Source organism: Phytohabitans maris (genome assembly GCF_031085175.1).
Taxonomy (GTDB): Bacteria; Actinomycetota; Actinomycetes; order Mycobacteriales; family Micromonosporaceae; genus Phytohabitans; species Phytohabitans maris.
Genome location: NZ_JAVHUY010000034.1, coordinates 92,634 through 107,874, shown reverse-complemented (window position 1 = coordinate 107,874; position 15,241 = coordinate 92,634). Strand labels below are relative to the sequence as shown.

Annotated in this window: 11 protein-coding genes; 10 read left to right on the top strand and 1 reads right to left on the bottom strand. The window is 73.5% G+C overall.

Annotation, left to right across the window (positions count from 1 at the left end):
- Positions 1-3: 3 nt before the first annotated feature.
- Complete coding sequence (locus RB614_RS30455; protein WP_308716130.1) at positions 4-894, bottom strand: endonuclease domain-containing protein; 891 nt, start codon at positions 892-894, stop codon at positions 4-6.
- 269 nt (positions 895-1,163) lie between these two features.
- Between RB614_RS30455 and RB614_RS30450 the strand changes: the two genes are divergently transcribed.
- The 10 genes from RB614_RS30450 to RB614_RS30405 all read left to right on the top strand — a co-directional run bounded on the left by RB614_RS30450 (position 1,164) and on the right by RB614_RS30405 (position 15,085).
- A complete protein-coding gene (locus tag RB614_RS30450) occupies positions 1,164-2,576 on the top strand; it encodes a glycosyltransferase family 4 protein (RefSeq protein ID WP_428983139.1) in 1,413 nt (470 codons plus the stop codon).
- Entirely contained in the window at positions 2,573-4,504 is a 1,932-nt protein-coding gene (glgB, locus tag RB614_RS30445; protein ID WP_308716129.1) for a 1,4-alpha-glucan branching protein GlgB, read from the top strand. The genes RB614_RS30450 and glgB overlap by 4 nt, the downstream gene beginning before the upstream one ends.
- A 30-nt stretch (positions 4,505-4,534) precedes the next feature.
- The gene (gene treZ, locus RB614_RS30440; RefSeq protein WP_308716128.1) at positions 4,535-6,319 is read left to right on the top strand and encodes a malto-oligosyltrehalose trehalohydrolase; all 1,785 of its coding nucleotides are present in this window, start codon (positions 4,535-4,537) and stop codon (positions 6,317-6,319) included.
- Positions 6,320-6,442: 123 nt separating this feature from the next.
- Complete coding sequence (locus RB614_RS30435; RefSeq protein WP_308716127.1) at positions 6,443-9,352, top strand: hypothetical protein; 2,910 nt, start codon at positions 6,443-6,445, stop codon at positions 9,350-9,352.
- Positions 9,349-10,305, top strand: a complete 957-nt coding sequence (locus RB614_RS30430) for a glycosyltransferase family 2 protein (RefSeq protein WP_308716126.1) — start codon at positions 9,349-9,351, stop codon at positions 10,303-10,305. Before RB614_RS30435 ends, RB614_RS30430 begins: the two co-directional genes overlap by 4 nt.
- 26 nt (positions 10,306-10,331) lie before the next feature.
- The gene (locus RB614_RS30425) at positions 10,332-11,408 is read left to right on the top strand and encodes a glycosyltransferase (protein ID WP_308716125.1); all 1,077 of its coding nucleotides are present in this window, start codon (positions 10,332-10,334) and stop codon (positions 11,406-11,408) included.
- A complete protein-coding gene (locus RB614_RS30420) occupies positions 11,405-12,361 on the top strand; it encodes a lysylphosphatidylglycerol synthase domain-containing protein (protein WP_308716124.1) in 957 nt (318 codons plus the stop codon). Before RB614_RS30425 ends, RB614_RS30420 begins: the two co-directional genes overlap by 4 nt.
- The gene (locus RB614_RS30415; RefSeq protein WP_308716123.1) at positions 12,358-13,140 is read left to right on the top strand and encodes a class I SAM-dependent methyltransferase; all 783 of its coding nucleotides are present in this window, start codon (positions 12,358-12,360) and stop codon (positions 13,138-13,140) included. The genes RB614_RS30420 and RB614_RS30415 overlap by 4 nt, the downstream gene beginning before the upstream one ends.
- 77 nt (positions 13,141-13,217) lie before the next feature.
- Entirely contained in the window at positions 13,218-14,345 is a 1,128-nt protein-coding gene (locus RB614_RS30410) for a glycosyltransferase (protein ID WP_308716122.1), read from the top strand.
- Positions 14,342-15,085, top strand: coding sequence for a class I SAM-dependent methyltransferase (locus tag RB614_RS30405; RefSeq protein WP_308716121.1), 744 nt, complete (start codon positions 14,342-14,344; stop codon positions 15,083-15,085). The genes RB614_RS30410 and RB614_RS30405 overlap by 4 nt, the downstream gene beginning before the upstream one ends.
- Positions 15,086-15,241: the final 156 nt, after the last annotated feature.

The window sequence follows — 15,241 nt, the reverse complement described above, 5'->3', positions numbered from 1 at the left end:
GGATCATGAGCGGCGGCGGAGTGCGGCCTTCAGCTCGGCGACCACGCCGTCGAGGTCGTCGCGGAGGCGTTTGGACGTGACGTGCAGGACGATCCAGTCGGCGCCGAGCAGCCGGTTGAGGCGTTGGCGGTCGTGGTGGATCTGGTCCTGGCCCGCGTGCCACAGCCCGTCGTACTCCACCGCGACCTTCTGCGCCGGCCAGGCCAGATCCACCCGGGCCAGGAACCGGCCATCGCGCTCGATCACGTACTGGGTGACCGGCACCGGCACATCGGCCAGCACCAGCCGCACCCGCAACCGGCTCTCCTGCGGCGACTCGGCACCCGGGTCGGCGAGCGTGGCCGCCCGCAGCAGCCGCCGCCAATCACGGGCGCCCCGGCGCCGGGCGGCGTACGCCCGCAGGTCGGCGACGGTCAACAGCCGGCCTCGCAGCAGCAGGTCGATGACGACCACGGCCTCGACGAGGTCGAGCCACTGGGCGAGGTCCCAGCAGGTACGCACCGGCGTGGTCACCCGAACTCCGTCGAGATCACGCACATCCCCGCCGAGGAGTACCGCCGTGTGCACGTCGAGCCCGCCGAACGGGCCGAAGCGGGCTTCGCGGGGGACCACGACCTCCACGGGTTCGTCGGCCTTCGCGGTGCCGGCGCCGTACAGGGCGGCCGCCGAGCGCCCGGCGACCGCGCCGTCGACCGGCAGGAGGTACCGCGACACCGCCAGGCACCGGTGCCGGTGGGTGATCGCCAGCGAGGCGTCCGCGTAGACCCCGCGAAACAGCGGCCGCCACGCCGCGCTGCGCAGGTCGCTCGGCGTCAACAGCTTCCGCGCCAGCGCGGTGCGGGCCAGGAAGATCTTGCCGGCGAGTACGTCCGGGCGCCGGGGAGGTCGGGGCATCCACTCAGGCTGGCCCGCCGGGCGGCTCCGCGCTGACCCGTGGCGGGTGCGGTCGGTGAGGTGGCTGTGACGTTGCGGAGTGGGGCGCGACACACTTCGCGCTGGTCAGGCGTGTCGTCGCTCACCTTTACACGTCCCCGGAATGCGGGCGAAACACGGATGCCTTTTCCTATACGTGGTCGCTCGACCACGAAAATCACGCACTGCCGCCACAGGCGCCGGCTGGCGTGCCTTCATGCCGCTTTTCGCCCCTTTGATGTAGCTAGGAGATGAGTGTGACCCTGCGGGTCGACCCCACCGACGGCGCCTACCGTCCCTCCCCGACAGTTCCCACCCTTCAGCAGGACCGGAACCATACCTTCCCGCAGACCCCGACCCACCGCGGTGGTGGCGCGCCCGACGGCCGCCGCCGCATCCTGATGCTCTCCTGGGAGTACCCGCCCGTCCTGGTGGGTGGCCTCGGGCGGCACGTGCACCACCTCTCGACCTCGCTGGCCGCCGCCGGGCACGAGGTCACCGTCGTCACCCGGCACGCGCCCGGCGCTCCCCTGGAGGAGTACGCCGAGGGCGTGCGGATCGTCCGCGCCCCCGAGGACCCGCCGGTCTTCCCGCTGGCCACGCCCTCGCTGCTGGCCTGGACGATGGCGTTCAACCACACGCTGACCCGGGCCGCCCTGCGCGCCGCCGAGTCCGGCGAGTACGACGTGATCCACGCCCACGACTGGCTGGTCACGCACACCGCGATCACCCTCAAGGAGCACCTGGACCTGCCGCTCGTGGCGACCATCCACGCCACCGAGGCCGGCCGCCACCAGGGCTGGCTCCCCGACGAGATGAACAAGGCCATCCACTCCGTCGAATGGTGGCTGGGCCAGGAGGCGGCCCGCGTCGTGGTCTGCTCGGAGTACATGAAGTGGGAGGTCAACCGCCTCTTCGACCTGCCGACCGAGCGCCTCGACGTGGTCGCGAACGGGGTGGAGACCGACCGCTGGCAGGTGCCGGCCGAGGCGGTCGCCAACGCCCGCCGGCGGTTCGCCGGTGACGGCCCGCTGCTCACGTTCGCCGGCCGCCTGGTGTACGAGAAGGGCGTGCAGGACCTGATCGCCAGCCTGCCGAAGCTGCGCGACCGGCACCCGGGCCTGCGCCTGGTGATCGCCGGCGACGGCCCGTACAAGTCGGAGCTCGAGGCGGACATCCACCGCCACGGGCTGGGCCAGACGGTGACGTTCCCGGGGTTCCTGGGCGGCACCGACCTGCCGGCCCTGATCGCCGCCTCGGACTGCTTCGCGGTGCCGAGCATCTACGAGCCGTTCGGCATGGTCGCGCTGGAAGGCGCGGCGGCCGGGGCGCCGCTCGCGGTCGCCTCGACCGGCGGGCTCGCGGAGTTCGTGCAGCCCGGGTTCAACGGCATGACGTTTCCGGCCAAGGACCCGGACGCGCTCGCCGACGCGGTCGGCGCGCTGCTGGCCGACGCCGAGCAGGCCCGCACGATGGCCGGCCGGGCCCGCGCGATGGTGCACGAGCGGTACGGCTGGGCCTCGATCGCGGCCCGTACGGCGGCCGTCTACTCCGCGGCGATCGCGCAGGCGCCGGCGTTCAACGCCGCGCAGGCCGAGGCCCGCATGGCCCAGGGTCGCCCGGCGATCAACATCCGCGAGGGCAACCTCCTGGCGGTGGCGTGAGCGTGCTGAGTACCCTCTCCCGGATCAGTGACTTCGATCTTTTCCTCATCGCCCAGGGCCGGCACGAGCGGCTCTGGGAGGTCCTCGGCGCGCACGTCGAGGGGACCGGCACGCGGTTCGCGGTCTGGGCCCCCAACGCCCGCGAGGTTCAGGTGGCCGGCGACTTCACCGGCTGGTCGGGAGTGCCGCTGGAGCGGCTCGGCTCGAGCGGGGTGTGGTCCGGGCACGTCGACGGCGCCGCGCCCGGCCACCGGTACAAGTACCGGATCCACGGCGCCGACGGCCGCTGGGTGGACAAGGCCGACCCGCTCGCCCGGGCGACCGAGGCGCCGCCCCGCACCGCGTCGGTGATCGACCGCTCGGAGTACCAGTGGGGCGACGGTGACTGGGTCGCCGCCCGCCGCACCGACCACCACGCCCGGCCGATGTCCGTGTACGAGGTGCACCTCGGCTCCTGGCGCCCCGGACTGTCCTACGTGGAGCTCGCCGACCAGCTCGTGGCGTACGTGAGCGACCTCGGCTTCACGCACGTCGAGCTGCTCCCGGTCGCCGAGCACCCGTACGGCGGCTCGTGGGGCTACCAGGTGACCGGCTACTACGCGCCGACGGCCCGGTTCGGGACGCCGGACGAGTTCCGCTACCTGGTCGACCGGCTGCACCAGGCCGGCGTCGGCGTACTGCTGGACTGGGTGCCGGCGCACTTCCCGAAGGACGAGTGGGCGCTGGCCCGGTTCGACGGCACCTGCCTCTACGAGCACCCGGACCCGCGGCGGGGCGAGCACCCCGACTGGGGCTCGCTGGTGTTCAACTACGGCCGGTGGGAGGTGCGCAACTTCCTGATCGCCAACGCGCTGTACTGGCTGGAGGAGTTCCACGTCGACGGCCTGCGGGTCGACGCGGTCGCCTCGATGCTCTACCTCGACTACTCGCGCGGCCACGGCCAGTGGGAGCCGAACGCGTACGGCGGGCGGGAGCACCTGGAGGCGATCGACCTGCTCCGCGAGCTGAACGCCACGGTGTACCGCAACCACCCGGGCGTGGTGATGATCGCCGAGGAGTCGACCGCGTGGCCCGGCGTCTCCCGGCCGGTCGACTGGGGCGGGCTCGGCTTCGGTCTCAAGTGGAACATGGGCTGGATGCACGACACCCTCGGCTACGTCGGCCGCGACCCGGTGCACCGCACGTTCCACCACGACGAGCTGACCTGGCCGACCGTGTACGCCTTCGACGAGCAGTTCCTGCTGCCGATCAGCCACGACGAGGTGGTGCACGGCAAGGGCTCGTTGATCGGCAAGATGCCCGGCGACCGGTGGCAGAAGCTGGCCGGGCTGCGCGGGTTCCTGGCGTACATGTGGGCGTTCCCCGGCAAGCAGCTGCTCTTCATGGGCTGCGAGCTGGCCGACGAGCGGGAGTGGAGCGAGGCCCGGGGGCTGGACTGGTCGCTGACCGGCGAGGGCACGCCCGGCCTGCTGCGCGACCTCAACCGGGTCTACCGGGAGTCGCCGTCCCTCTGGGCGAACGACACCAGCGGCGACGGCTTCGGCTGGATCCGCCACGACGACCGCGCCTCCAACGTCGTCACGTTCCTGCGCCGAGCCGGAGCGGCGGCGGCGCGCGCCGGAACGACTGCGGCGCACGCCGGAGCGGCAGCGGCGCACGACGGAGCGGCAGCGGCGCACGACGGGGGCGAGACCCTCGTCTGCGTGGTCAACTTCTCCGGGGTGCCGCGGATCGGGTACCGGGTCGGGCTGCCCGAGGGCGGGCGCTGGGACGAGGTCGTCAACACCGACGCCCACGCGTACGGCGGCTCCGGCGTCGGCAACTTCGGCGCGGTCGACGCGGAGGCCGTGCCGGCGGACGGCCACCAGCACTCGGCCGAGGTGCACGTCGGTCCCTACGCCGCGGTCTGGCTGCGTAAATCGGGATAAAAGACGCCCCCAACGGGCAGGATAGGGACCATGGCCGAGTTCGCCGTGTGGGCGCCGGAGCGGTCCCGGGTACGTGTGCGCCTGGACGGCGGGCGGGACCTCGACCTGACCCGGGGTGAAGACGGTTGGTGGCGGTCAACGGCGCCCGCCACCGACTACGCGTTCCTGCTGGACGACGGGGACGAGCCGCTGCCCGACCCGCGCTCACCCTGGCAGCCGTACGGGGTGCACGGCCCCAGCCGGGTCTACGACCACGCGGCGTTCCCCTGGACCGACGCCGGCTGGACCGGCCGCGCCCTGCCCGGCGGCGTGCTGTACGAGCTGCACGTCGGGACGTTCACCCCGGAGGGCACGTTCGACGCCGCGGCCGCCCGCCTCGACCACCTGGTCGACCTCGGCGTGACCGCGGTCGAGCTGCTCCCGGTGAACGCGTTCAACGGCATCCACAACTGGGGTTACGACGGGGTCTGCTGGTACGCGCCGCACGAGGGGTACGGCGGGCCGGACGGGCTCAAGCGACTGGTCGACGCCGCGCACGCCCGGGGCTTGGCGGTGATCGTCGACGCGGTCTACAACCACTTCGGCCCCTCCGGCGCGTACGCCCCGCGCTTCGCCCCCTACCTCGCGGAGAGCGCCAACACCTGGGGCCGCTCGCTCAACCTCGACGGCCCCCTCTCCGACGGCGTGCGCCGGTACGTGATCGACAGCGCGCTGATGTGGCTGCGCGACTACCACGCGGACGGGCTCCGGCTGGACGCGGTGCACGCGCTGGTCGACCACCGGGCGGTACACCTGCTGGAAGAGCTGGCCACCGAGGTGGACGCGCTCGCCGCGCACCTCGGCCGCCCCCTCACGCTGATCGCCGAGTCGGACCTGAACGACCCCCGCCTGGTCACGCCCCGCGAAGCCGGCGGCTACGGCCTGCACGCGCAGTGGGACGACGACGTGCACCACGCGCTGCACGCGCTGCTGACCGGGGAGCGGCAGGGCTACTACGCCGACTTCGGCTCGGTCGAAAGCGTCACGAAAGTCCTCACCCACGCCTTCTTCCACGACGGCACCTGGTCCAGCTTCCGCCGGCGCGCGCATGGCCGGCCGGTCGACCGGGCCCGGATCCCGGGGCACCGCTTCGTCGCCTATCTGCAAAACCACGACCAGGTCGGAAACCGGGCCACTGGTGACCGGATCAGCGACACGCTCAGCCCCGCCCTGCTGAAGGTCGGCGCGGTGCTGCTGTTCACGAGCCCGTTCACGCCGATGCTCTTCATGGGCGAGGAGTGGGGCGCGCGTACCCCGTGGCAGTTTTTCACCAGCCACCCCGAGCCGGAGCTGGCCGCGGCGGTGGCCGGCGGGCGGCGGGCCGAGTTCGCCGCGCACGGCTGGCTGAGCGACAGCCTTTCCGGCGCTGATGCCCGCTTCGCGGGCCCGCGAAGCGGGCATCAGCGCCCAGTGGATCGAGTACCCGACCCGCAGGACCCGATGACGTTCGCCCGCTCCCACCTCGACTGGGCCGAGCTGGACAAGCCCGCCCACCGCGAGCTCTACGACTTCCACCGCTCCCTGATCGCCCTGCGCCGCGACCGCGCCGACCTCACCGACCCCAACCTGGACCGGGTGACGGCCTGGCCCGGGGAGCGGTCGCTGGTGGTCCGCCGCGGCGCCACCGCCGTCGCCGCCAACCTCGCGCCGCACCCCCAGCGGCTCTCGCTCCCGGCCGCCGCCCACGCCACGCTGCTGGTCACCGACCCCGGCGTGGCGGTCGACGGCGAAGCGGTCGACCTGCCCGCAGAGTCCGCGGCGATCATGGCTGTCTAGATAGAAGACCGCGGCGTTTACAGAGGGGAGCGAGTCATCCGTCCGGCCCTCGGCACCGTTATTCTCCACGAGGCCTCGCGACCGCGAGGGGCGCCTCCCGGGGCAGCCACACGGAAGAAGGCGATGACCACACAGCAGACCGCGCTGCCGTCCGCGCCGGCCCCGCCGGAGCCGGACGGGGAGGGGCCGCCGCCCCGGCGCCGCTGGTGGCGACCTGACCTGCTCACCACGGTCGGGGTGCTGGCTTTCGTCCTCTTCGCGCTCGGCACGGTCGGTTCGCCGCTGTGGGGCGGTTCGGTGCTCGCCGCCACCGACGAGCTCCAGGTGCGCAGCCCGTACCAGGATGTCGGGTTGGTCGGCATCCCGGTGCAGAACAGCTACATGGACGACACGTTCAACGCCGTCATGCCCGACACGCTGCTCTTCGCCGGGCAGGTCAAGGTCGGGCACGTCGCGGCGTGGAACCCGTACGTCGTCGGCGGGGTCCCGCTCGGCGCGATCCCCACGCTCGGCCTGGCCAACCCGCTCACCCTGCCGTACTACCTGCTGCCCGACTCGCTCGCCCCCGGCTACGTGAAACTCCTGGAAACCGTCTTCTGCGGGGCGATGACCTTCCTGTTCCTGCGGCGGCTGCGGCTGGGACGGCCGGCGGCGGTGCTCGGCGGGCTCGTCTTCGCCAGCAGCGCGTTCATGGTCGTCTGGACCAACTGGCCGCACACCCGCACCGCGGCGTTCATCCCGGCGGTGTTCTGGGCGGTCGAGCGCTTCGTCCAGCGGCGGCGGGTGCGCGACGCGGCCCTGATCAGCCTCGCGGTCGGCGGCATGCTGGCCGGCGGCTTCCCGGCGGTCACCGCGTTCACCCTCTTCACCGCCGCGCCCTACCTCGTGGTCCGCGCCGTCGCCGCGTACCCGGGTCAGCTCCGCCGGGTCCTCGGCGTGCTCGCCGGCGCCGCCGCCGGGCTGGCCGGCGCGGCCGCGCTGCTCGCGTTCCAGCTGCTGCCGTTCGTCCGGGCGATGTCCGATTCGCTCATCGCCGGGCGGGAGCAGCAGCCTGGCGAGCACCTCGCCGCGGCCAGCCTGATCACCACGATCGCGCCGTGGGCGCTCGGCACGGTCACCCCCTCCGACCCACCCCAGTGGTACCTGCCGGTCAACCTCATCGAGTCGATGTCCTACGTCGGCGCGGCCGGGCTCGTGCTGGTCGTGGTCGCCCTGGCCGTGCCGTGGGCGGCCCGCGCCTTCCTGCCCCGCGGCACCTGGGCCTTCCTCGTCGCGGCGCTGGGGCTCTGGGTGGTCGTCATCTACACCGGGCCGGGGGCCGGCCTCGCCCACCACCTTCCGGTCTTCTCCACCAACTTCGTGGGGCGCGCGCGCAGCGTCGTGTGGCTGCTGATCGCCGCGCTCGCGGCCGTGGGCCTGGAGGTCGTCCTCCGCCGGCGAAAGGCCACCTCCGCCGGGGGCGAGCGCCGCTGGCACGCCTGGTACGCCGCCGGGGTGACCGTCGCGTCGGCGCTTTTCGGCGCGGTGGTCTTCTGGCAGGCGCGCCAGGCGACCCGGGCCGCGCCGGCCGACGCGCTGCAGCGGACCGAGCGGACCGGGCAGCTCGACGAGCAGGTGCTGATCGGTGCCATGTTCCTGGCGCTCACCGTCGCCGCGGTCGCCCTGGCCTGGTGGTCGGGTGGCCGGCGGGAGCCGCTGTGGGCCCGGGTGCGGCTGGGCGCGGCCGCCACGCTGCCGGTGCTCGCGGCGGTGCAGGCGCTCACCCTCACCGTGCCGTACCTGCCCCGGGTCGACAAGGACACCTTCTACCCGGTCACCGACACCCACCGGTACCTCATGGAGCACCTCGGCCACGACCGGTTCGCCGGCACCTGGACCGCGATGTACGCCGGCGCCGACTCCCAGCTCCAGCTCCGCGGCCTCAGCGGGCACCAGTTCGTCGACCAGCGCTTCGCCGAGCTGGTGCAGGGGCTGCCGACCCGGCAGTTCGACTCGCCGACCTGGCTCGACCTGCCGTCCCGGGCCGACGTGGCGACCAGCCCCGTCCTCGACCGGCTGGGCGTGCGCTACTTCGTCGCCAGCCCGTCCGACCGGGTCTTCGGCCGCCGCACGCCGGTGCCGACCGGTGGCTCGCCGATCACCGCCATACCGGGTACGCCCGGCGTGCCGCGGCTCACCGTCGAGGAGCCGCTGCGCGCGGTCGTCGTCACGCCGGTCGGGCCGCTGCCGCCGCGTACCGCCGACGCGGCGGTCGAGGCGGTGCTCAAGGACCCCGCCGGGCGGGAGGTGGCCCGGTCCCGGCGGCTGGCCAGCGGGCTGGCCGAGGGGAAGCCGTTCGACTTCCCGGTGGCCGCCGAGGACGTGCCGGCCGGCACCGAGCTGACCGTCGAGTTCACCGCCACCGGCCTCGGCGGGCCGCTGAGCGTGGCCGGCACCCTGGGGCGGGTCGCGCTCGGCACGGTCACCGGCGCCGGCGACGGGCTGCGGCTGGTCCGCTCCACGCCCGCGGTCGTCTACGAGCGGCTGGACGCGGCGCCCCGGATCCGCTGGGCCAGCGAGGCGTTCGTCGAGCCCGACGGGGCGGCCCGGGTCGACCGCGAGGCGAGCGGCACGCTCCGCCCCGACCAGGTCGTGCTCGACACCGCCGGGCCGCCCGCGGAGGGCGCGCCGGCCGACCTGCGCATCGACGAGGACGGCACGGATCGCATCGAAGTGTCGGTGTCCGCGCAGGGCGCCGGGTACCTGGTGATCGCCGACGCGATCCAGGGCCAGTTCAAAGCCACCGTGGACGGGAAGGCGGTCGACCTGGTGCCGGCCGACCACGGCCTCGCGGCCGTCGCCGTCCCCGCCGGGCAGCACGTGGTGCGCGTCCAATACGCCGCGCCATACGCTAATCTCGGCGGCTGGGTCTCTATGCTCATGGTCATCGCCCTCCTCACGGTGGTGGTGACCGGACGCGTCCGGGACCGCCGCCGTTCCGCTTCCGAGGGCATCGGCGCCGATCGCCGGGGCCAGATTGTGACGAGTCGATGATTATCGAGCAGACGGTACGGACCGCCGAGGGGCGCCCCACCATGGCACCAACGCCACCAGAGCCGACCACGCTCGACGTGACCATCGTCCTGCCCTGCTACAACGAGCAGACCCACGTCGTGGACGAGATCGAGCGGATCACGAAGGCGATGGACGCCAGCGAGTTCTCCTACGAGCTGCTCGTCATCGACGACAAGTCCACCGACAACACGCTCGCCGTGCTCCGCGAGGCCGAGCCCCGGTTTCCGCACATGCGGCTGATGGCGTTCCAGCGCAACGGCGGCTCCGGCACCGCCCGCCGCATCGGCTCCCAGGAGGCCAAGGGCGGCATCGTCGTCTGGACCGACGCCGACATGTCGTACCCGAACGAGCGGATCCCCGAGTTCGCCCGGTACCTGCGCGACAACGAGCACGTCGACCAGGTGGTCGGCGCGCGCACCACCGAGCAGGGCAGCCACAAGGCGCTGCGGGTGCCGGCCAAGTGGGCGATCCGCAAGTTCGCCGAGGTGCTCGCCGGCACGAAGATCCCCGACCTCAACTCCGGGCTGCGCGCGTTCCGCAAGCAGGTCTCCCTGCCGTACCTGCGGCTGCTGCCGCCCGGCTTCTCCTGCGTCACCACGATCACGCTGGCGTTCCTGTCCAACCAGCACCAGGTCGACTTCATGCCGATCGAGTACTCCAAGCGCTCCGGCAAGAGCAAGTTCCACTTCGTGCGGGACGCGTACCGGTACATCCTGCAGGTGCTGCGGATGGTCGTGTACTTCAACCCGATCAAGGTGCTGATGCCGCTCGCGCTGTTCCTGTTCGGGATCGGCGCGGTCAAGGCGATCGTCGACGTCATCCAGTACAACTTCCGCGTCACCACGAACGCGATGCTGCTCATCGTCACCGGGCTCATCATCGCGGCGGTGGCCCTCCTGGCCGACCTGATCGTCCGGTCGCGGGCCGACTGAGCGGGGCCCGCGTGCGCATAGCCATCGTGGGACCGGCGCATCCGTACAAGGGCGGCATCGCCCAGTACACGACGGCGCTGGCCCACGAGCTGACCGCCACGGGCCACGAGGTGCGGCTGGAGTCCTGGTCGCACCAGTACCCGAAACTGCTCTACCCCGGGCAGCTGACGGTCCGGGAGCCGGAGCTGCCGCCGTTCCCGGACACGGTGCGCCGCCTGTCGTGGCGGCGCCCGGACACGTGGCTCGCCTGCGGCCGCCGGCTGCGCGGCTACGACGTGGTGGTGCTGGTCGTCGCCACGCCGATCCAGCTGCCGGCGTACCGGGGGATCCTCGCCGGGCTCGGCCGCGACCGCAGCACGCGGGTGGTGGCCCAGTGCCACAACGTGCTGCCGCACGAGCGCCTCGCCTGGGACGTGCGGCTCACCCGCAGCGTGCTGTCCAGAGTGGACGAGGTGCTGGTGCACTCGGCCGAGCAGGCCAAGCTGGCCCGGACGCTCACCGACCGGCCGGTCGTGGTGGAGCACATGGCGCCGGTGGTGGTCGCCTGCGGCGCGCCGATCGTCCCCAGCGACCAGGTGTACCGGCGGCTGCTCTTCTTCGGCATCGTCCGGCCGTACAAGGGACTCGACGTGCTGCTGCGCGCGATGGCCACCGGGCCGCGGGACGTGTCGCTGCGGGTGGCGGGGGAGTTCTGGGGCGGCACCGAGGCGACCCGGCGGCTCGTCGGCCACCTCGGGCTCGGGTCCAGAGTGGAGCTTCGCCCCGGCTACGTGGCCGCCGGCGACGTACCCGGGCTCTTCACCGACGTCGACGCGCTCGTGCTGCCGTACCGGTCGGTGACCGCCTCGCTCAACCCGTTCCTGGCGTACGCGCACGGGCGCCCGGTGATCGCGACCCGGGTCGGCACGGTCGAGCAGGACGTCCGCGACGGCGTCGACGGGGTGCTCTGCGCGCCCGACAACGTCCCGGCGCTGGCCGAGGCGCTGCGCCGCTTCTACTCCGACGGCGAGCCGGAGCGGCTGCGCACGGGGGTCTGCCCGGCCGACGCGTCACCCGGCTGGCGGGCGTACTGCGCCGCGGTCCTCGCGACGGCCTCTTCGTGACCGCGCCCGCCCCGTCCGTGTCCGCTCCCGCGCCGCCCGTGCCGCGCCGCCCGCGCGGTCCGGGTATCTGGTTCAAGATCGGGTTTCTGGTCGTCGCGGCCGGCGCCGGCGTCTGGTACATCGCCGCCAACTGGGACGAGACCGGCCCGGCGCTCCGCCAGATCGGCTGGGGCCCGGCGCTCGCCTCGGTACCCCTCGTGGTCGGCGCCGGCATCGCCGGCATGCTCGCCTGGCGGCGCCTCCTCGCCGACCTCGGCCACCCGCTCCCCGTCGTACCGGCCGCCCGGGTCTTCTACACCAGCCAGCTCGGCAAGTACCTGCCCGGCTCGGTGTGGACGTTCGTCGCCCAGGTCGAGCTCGCCAAGCAGCTGAAGGTGCCGCGCGCGGTGTCGTTCGCGGTCAGCGTGCTGGCGGTGGTGCTGTCGCTCGCGGTCGGCCTCGGCATGGCGGTGGTCCTGCTGCCGTTCGGCGCGGGCGACGCGCTGCGCCGGTTCTGGTGGCTGTGGCTGGTCCTGCCGGTGCTCGTCGCGGCGATCCACCCGGCGGTCACCACGTGGGGCATCAACCTGCTGCTGCGGATCTTCCGCCGCCCGCCGATCGCGGTCCGCCCCACCGGCCGCGGCATGCTCGCCGCCACCGCCTGGCAGGTCCTGAGCTGGTGCCTGATGGGGCTGCACTGCTTCATCCTGGTCCGCGCGGCCGGCGCCGAGGGCTGGTCGGTGCTCCCGCTCGCGGTCGGCGGCTTCACGCTGGCGTACTGCGCGGGCCTGCTCTTCGTGCCGGCCCCCGCCGGCATCGGCGTCCGGGAGCTGGCCCTCGGCGCGGCCCTCGCCACCGCGATCTCCCCGCAGGCCGCGGCCGCCGTCGTGCTCGTCTCCCGCCTCGTGCTCGCCGCCGTCGACATGGGGATGGCGGCGCTGAGCATCCACCGCCACCACGAGGAGAGAACATGAGGGCGGCACCACCCGGGGGAGCGGCCACCGCACTGGCCAAGCGGCTGGCCGAGACCGCGCTCTGGACCCGGGTCCGGCTCCAGCGCGCGATCGCCGCGCCCGGCTCCCACCCGGCGCCCATGCCCCCGACCGGCGTGCTGGGCAGCCGGGCCGAGTGGGCGGCCGCGGTCGCCGAGTGCCGCCGGCTGCGCCTGCCGCCGCACCACGACCGGCCGAAGAACTGGGACGCGCTCGGCGCGGTGTCGCTGATCCTCGCCCGGCTGGGCACGGACGCGGCGGTGCTGGACGCCGGCAGCGCCCGGTACTCCCCGGTCCTGCCGTGGCTGCGCCTGTTCGGCCTCACCGACCTGGTCGGCAACAACCTGGAGTTCGGCGCCGACGTCCGCCGCGACGGCGTCCTGTTCCGGTACGGCGACATCACCGCCACCGACTTCCCGGACGCCCGCTTCGACGCGGTCACCTGCATGAGCGTGATCGAGCACGGGGTGCCGCTGGAGCCGTTCCTGGCCGAGTCCGCCCGGATCCTGCGCCCCGGCGGGCTGCTGATCGTCTCCACCGACTACGACCAGGACCCGCCGGACACCCGCGGCCGGACCGCGTACGGCCAGCCGGTGCACATCTTCTCCCCGGTGGAGATCAAGGAGCTCGTGGCGCTCGCCGAGCGGCACCGGCTGCGGCTGCTCGGCGACCTGGAGCTCGCGCACGCCGAGCGCCCGGTGCACTGGAAGCGGGTCGGTATCGACTACACGTTCATCCGGCTGGCCTTCGTACGCGACTGAAACCTGTGGTTTCGCATGGTGACGGCGACGGCTACGCGGAGGTCTGCCCCTCCAGGCGGGTCCGGTACGCTCTGCGGATGCGCTGGCTGGCTTTCGGCACGTTCGACGTGGAGCGCCACCCCAGGGTGGCCGTCCTCATCGAAGGGCTCCGGGCCAGCGGCGACGAGGTCGTCGAGGTCAACGCCCCGCTGCGGCTCTCCACCGCGGCCCGCGTGGCCATGCTCCGCCAGCCGTGGCGCGTCCCGCTGCTGGCCTGGCGGCTCGCCAGCTGCTGGACCCGCCTCGCGGTCGGCGCCCGGCGCGAGCGCCGCGGCGGCCAGCCCGACGCCGTGCTCGTCGGCTACCTCGGCCACTTCGACGTGCGGCTGGCCCGCCGCCTCTTCCGCTCCACCCCGATCGCGCTCGACCACCTCGTCTCCGCCGCCGGCACCGCCGAGGACCGGGCGCTCGCCGGCAGCGGCGGGGTCAAGCACAAGCTCATGCGCTGGATCGACCGCACCGCGCTGAGCCGCGCCGACGTGGTCGTGGTCGACACCGCCGAGCAGGGCGCGACGCTGCCGCCCGACGCCGCGCAGCGGGCCGTCGTGGTCCCGGTCGGCGCGGGCGACGTCTGGTTCGGCGCCGGCGACGCCGACACCGGCGACGACCCGGAGGCACCCCTTCGGGTGATCTTCGTGGGGCTCTTCACCCCGCTGCACGGCGCCGCCACGATCGGCGAGGCGGTGGCCGAGCTCGCCGATGACGACCGCATCGCGTTCACGATGGTCGGCACCGGGCAGGACTACCGGCGCTGCCGCGAGCTGGCCGCGGCCAACCCCCGGGTGACCTGGCTCGACTGGGTGCCCGGCGCCGAGCTGCCCGCCCTGGTCGCCAGGCACGACGTCAGCCTGGGCATCTTCGGCACCACCGACAAGGCGCTGCGGGTCGTGCCGACGAAGGTCTACCAGGGGCTCGCCGCCGGCTGCGTGGTCGTCACCTCCGACACCGCGCCGCAGCGCACCGCGCTCGACGGCACGGCCGTGCTGGTGCCCCCCGGTGACCCGGTCGCCCTGGCCGAGGCTCTACGCTCGCTGGCTGACGACCGGCACCGGCTGGCCAAGCTCAAGTCGAGCGGCCAGCTGTACGCCGCGGAGCGGTTCCGTCCCGCCGCCGTCGTCGCGCAGCTTCGTCGTTCCGTCGACCATCTGGAGTTTGGACACCGATGAGCCAGACCGCCACGCCTCCACTCGCCCCCCGCGCCGCCCTGCGCTGGGCCGTGGTCCGCAACGTCGTGCGGCGGGTCGCCCCGTCGACGATCCTCGAGCTGGGCTGCGGCCGCGGCGGCTTCGGGGCGCGGCTGGCCCGCATGGCGTCGTACACGGCGGTCGAGCCGGACGAGACGTCGTGGCAGGCGGCCCACGACTGGATCTCCCCGGTGGGCGGCACGGTGGTGCACGGCGACCACCTCAAGGCGCCCGACCCGGGGACGTACGACCTGGTCTGCGCGTTCGAGGTGCTCGAGCACCTGGCCGACGACGCCGCGGCGCTGGAGGAGTGGCTGCCCCTGGTCCGTCCCGGCGGGCACCTGCTGCTCTCCGTCCCGGCCGACCCGGAGCGGTTCGGGCCCTGGGACGAGCACGTGGGGCACTACCGGCGATACAGCTCCCCGCAGCTCGGCGAGCGGCTGGCCGCGGCCGGCGCCGTCGACATCGCGCTGCGGCACTACGCCTGGCCGCTCGGCTACGCGCTGGACAGCGTCCGGGACCGGCTGGCCGTGCGGCGCAGCGGCGAGGTCGCGGAGAGCACGGCCGAGGAGCGCACCGCCGGCTCCGGCCGGGTGCTGCAGCCCGGCGCGCGCCTCACCGGGCTGGCCGTCCGGGTGGGCATCACGCCCTTTACCGCGCTGCAGAGCTTCGCCCCGCGCAAGGGTCCGGGACTCGTCGCACTGGCCCGCCGCCCGGTCTGAATACCGCTGTCTACCCGTGTCGGTTTATCCCGCACGACAATCGGGTAACTCGGGTAGCACGAGCAGTTCCTAACGTATATGGTGCGGCGGTGCTCGTGAAAGTCCCGATTCGTTATCGGTGTTCAGGCCGACCTCGTGCATCGAAAATTCACCTGA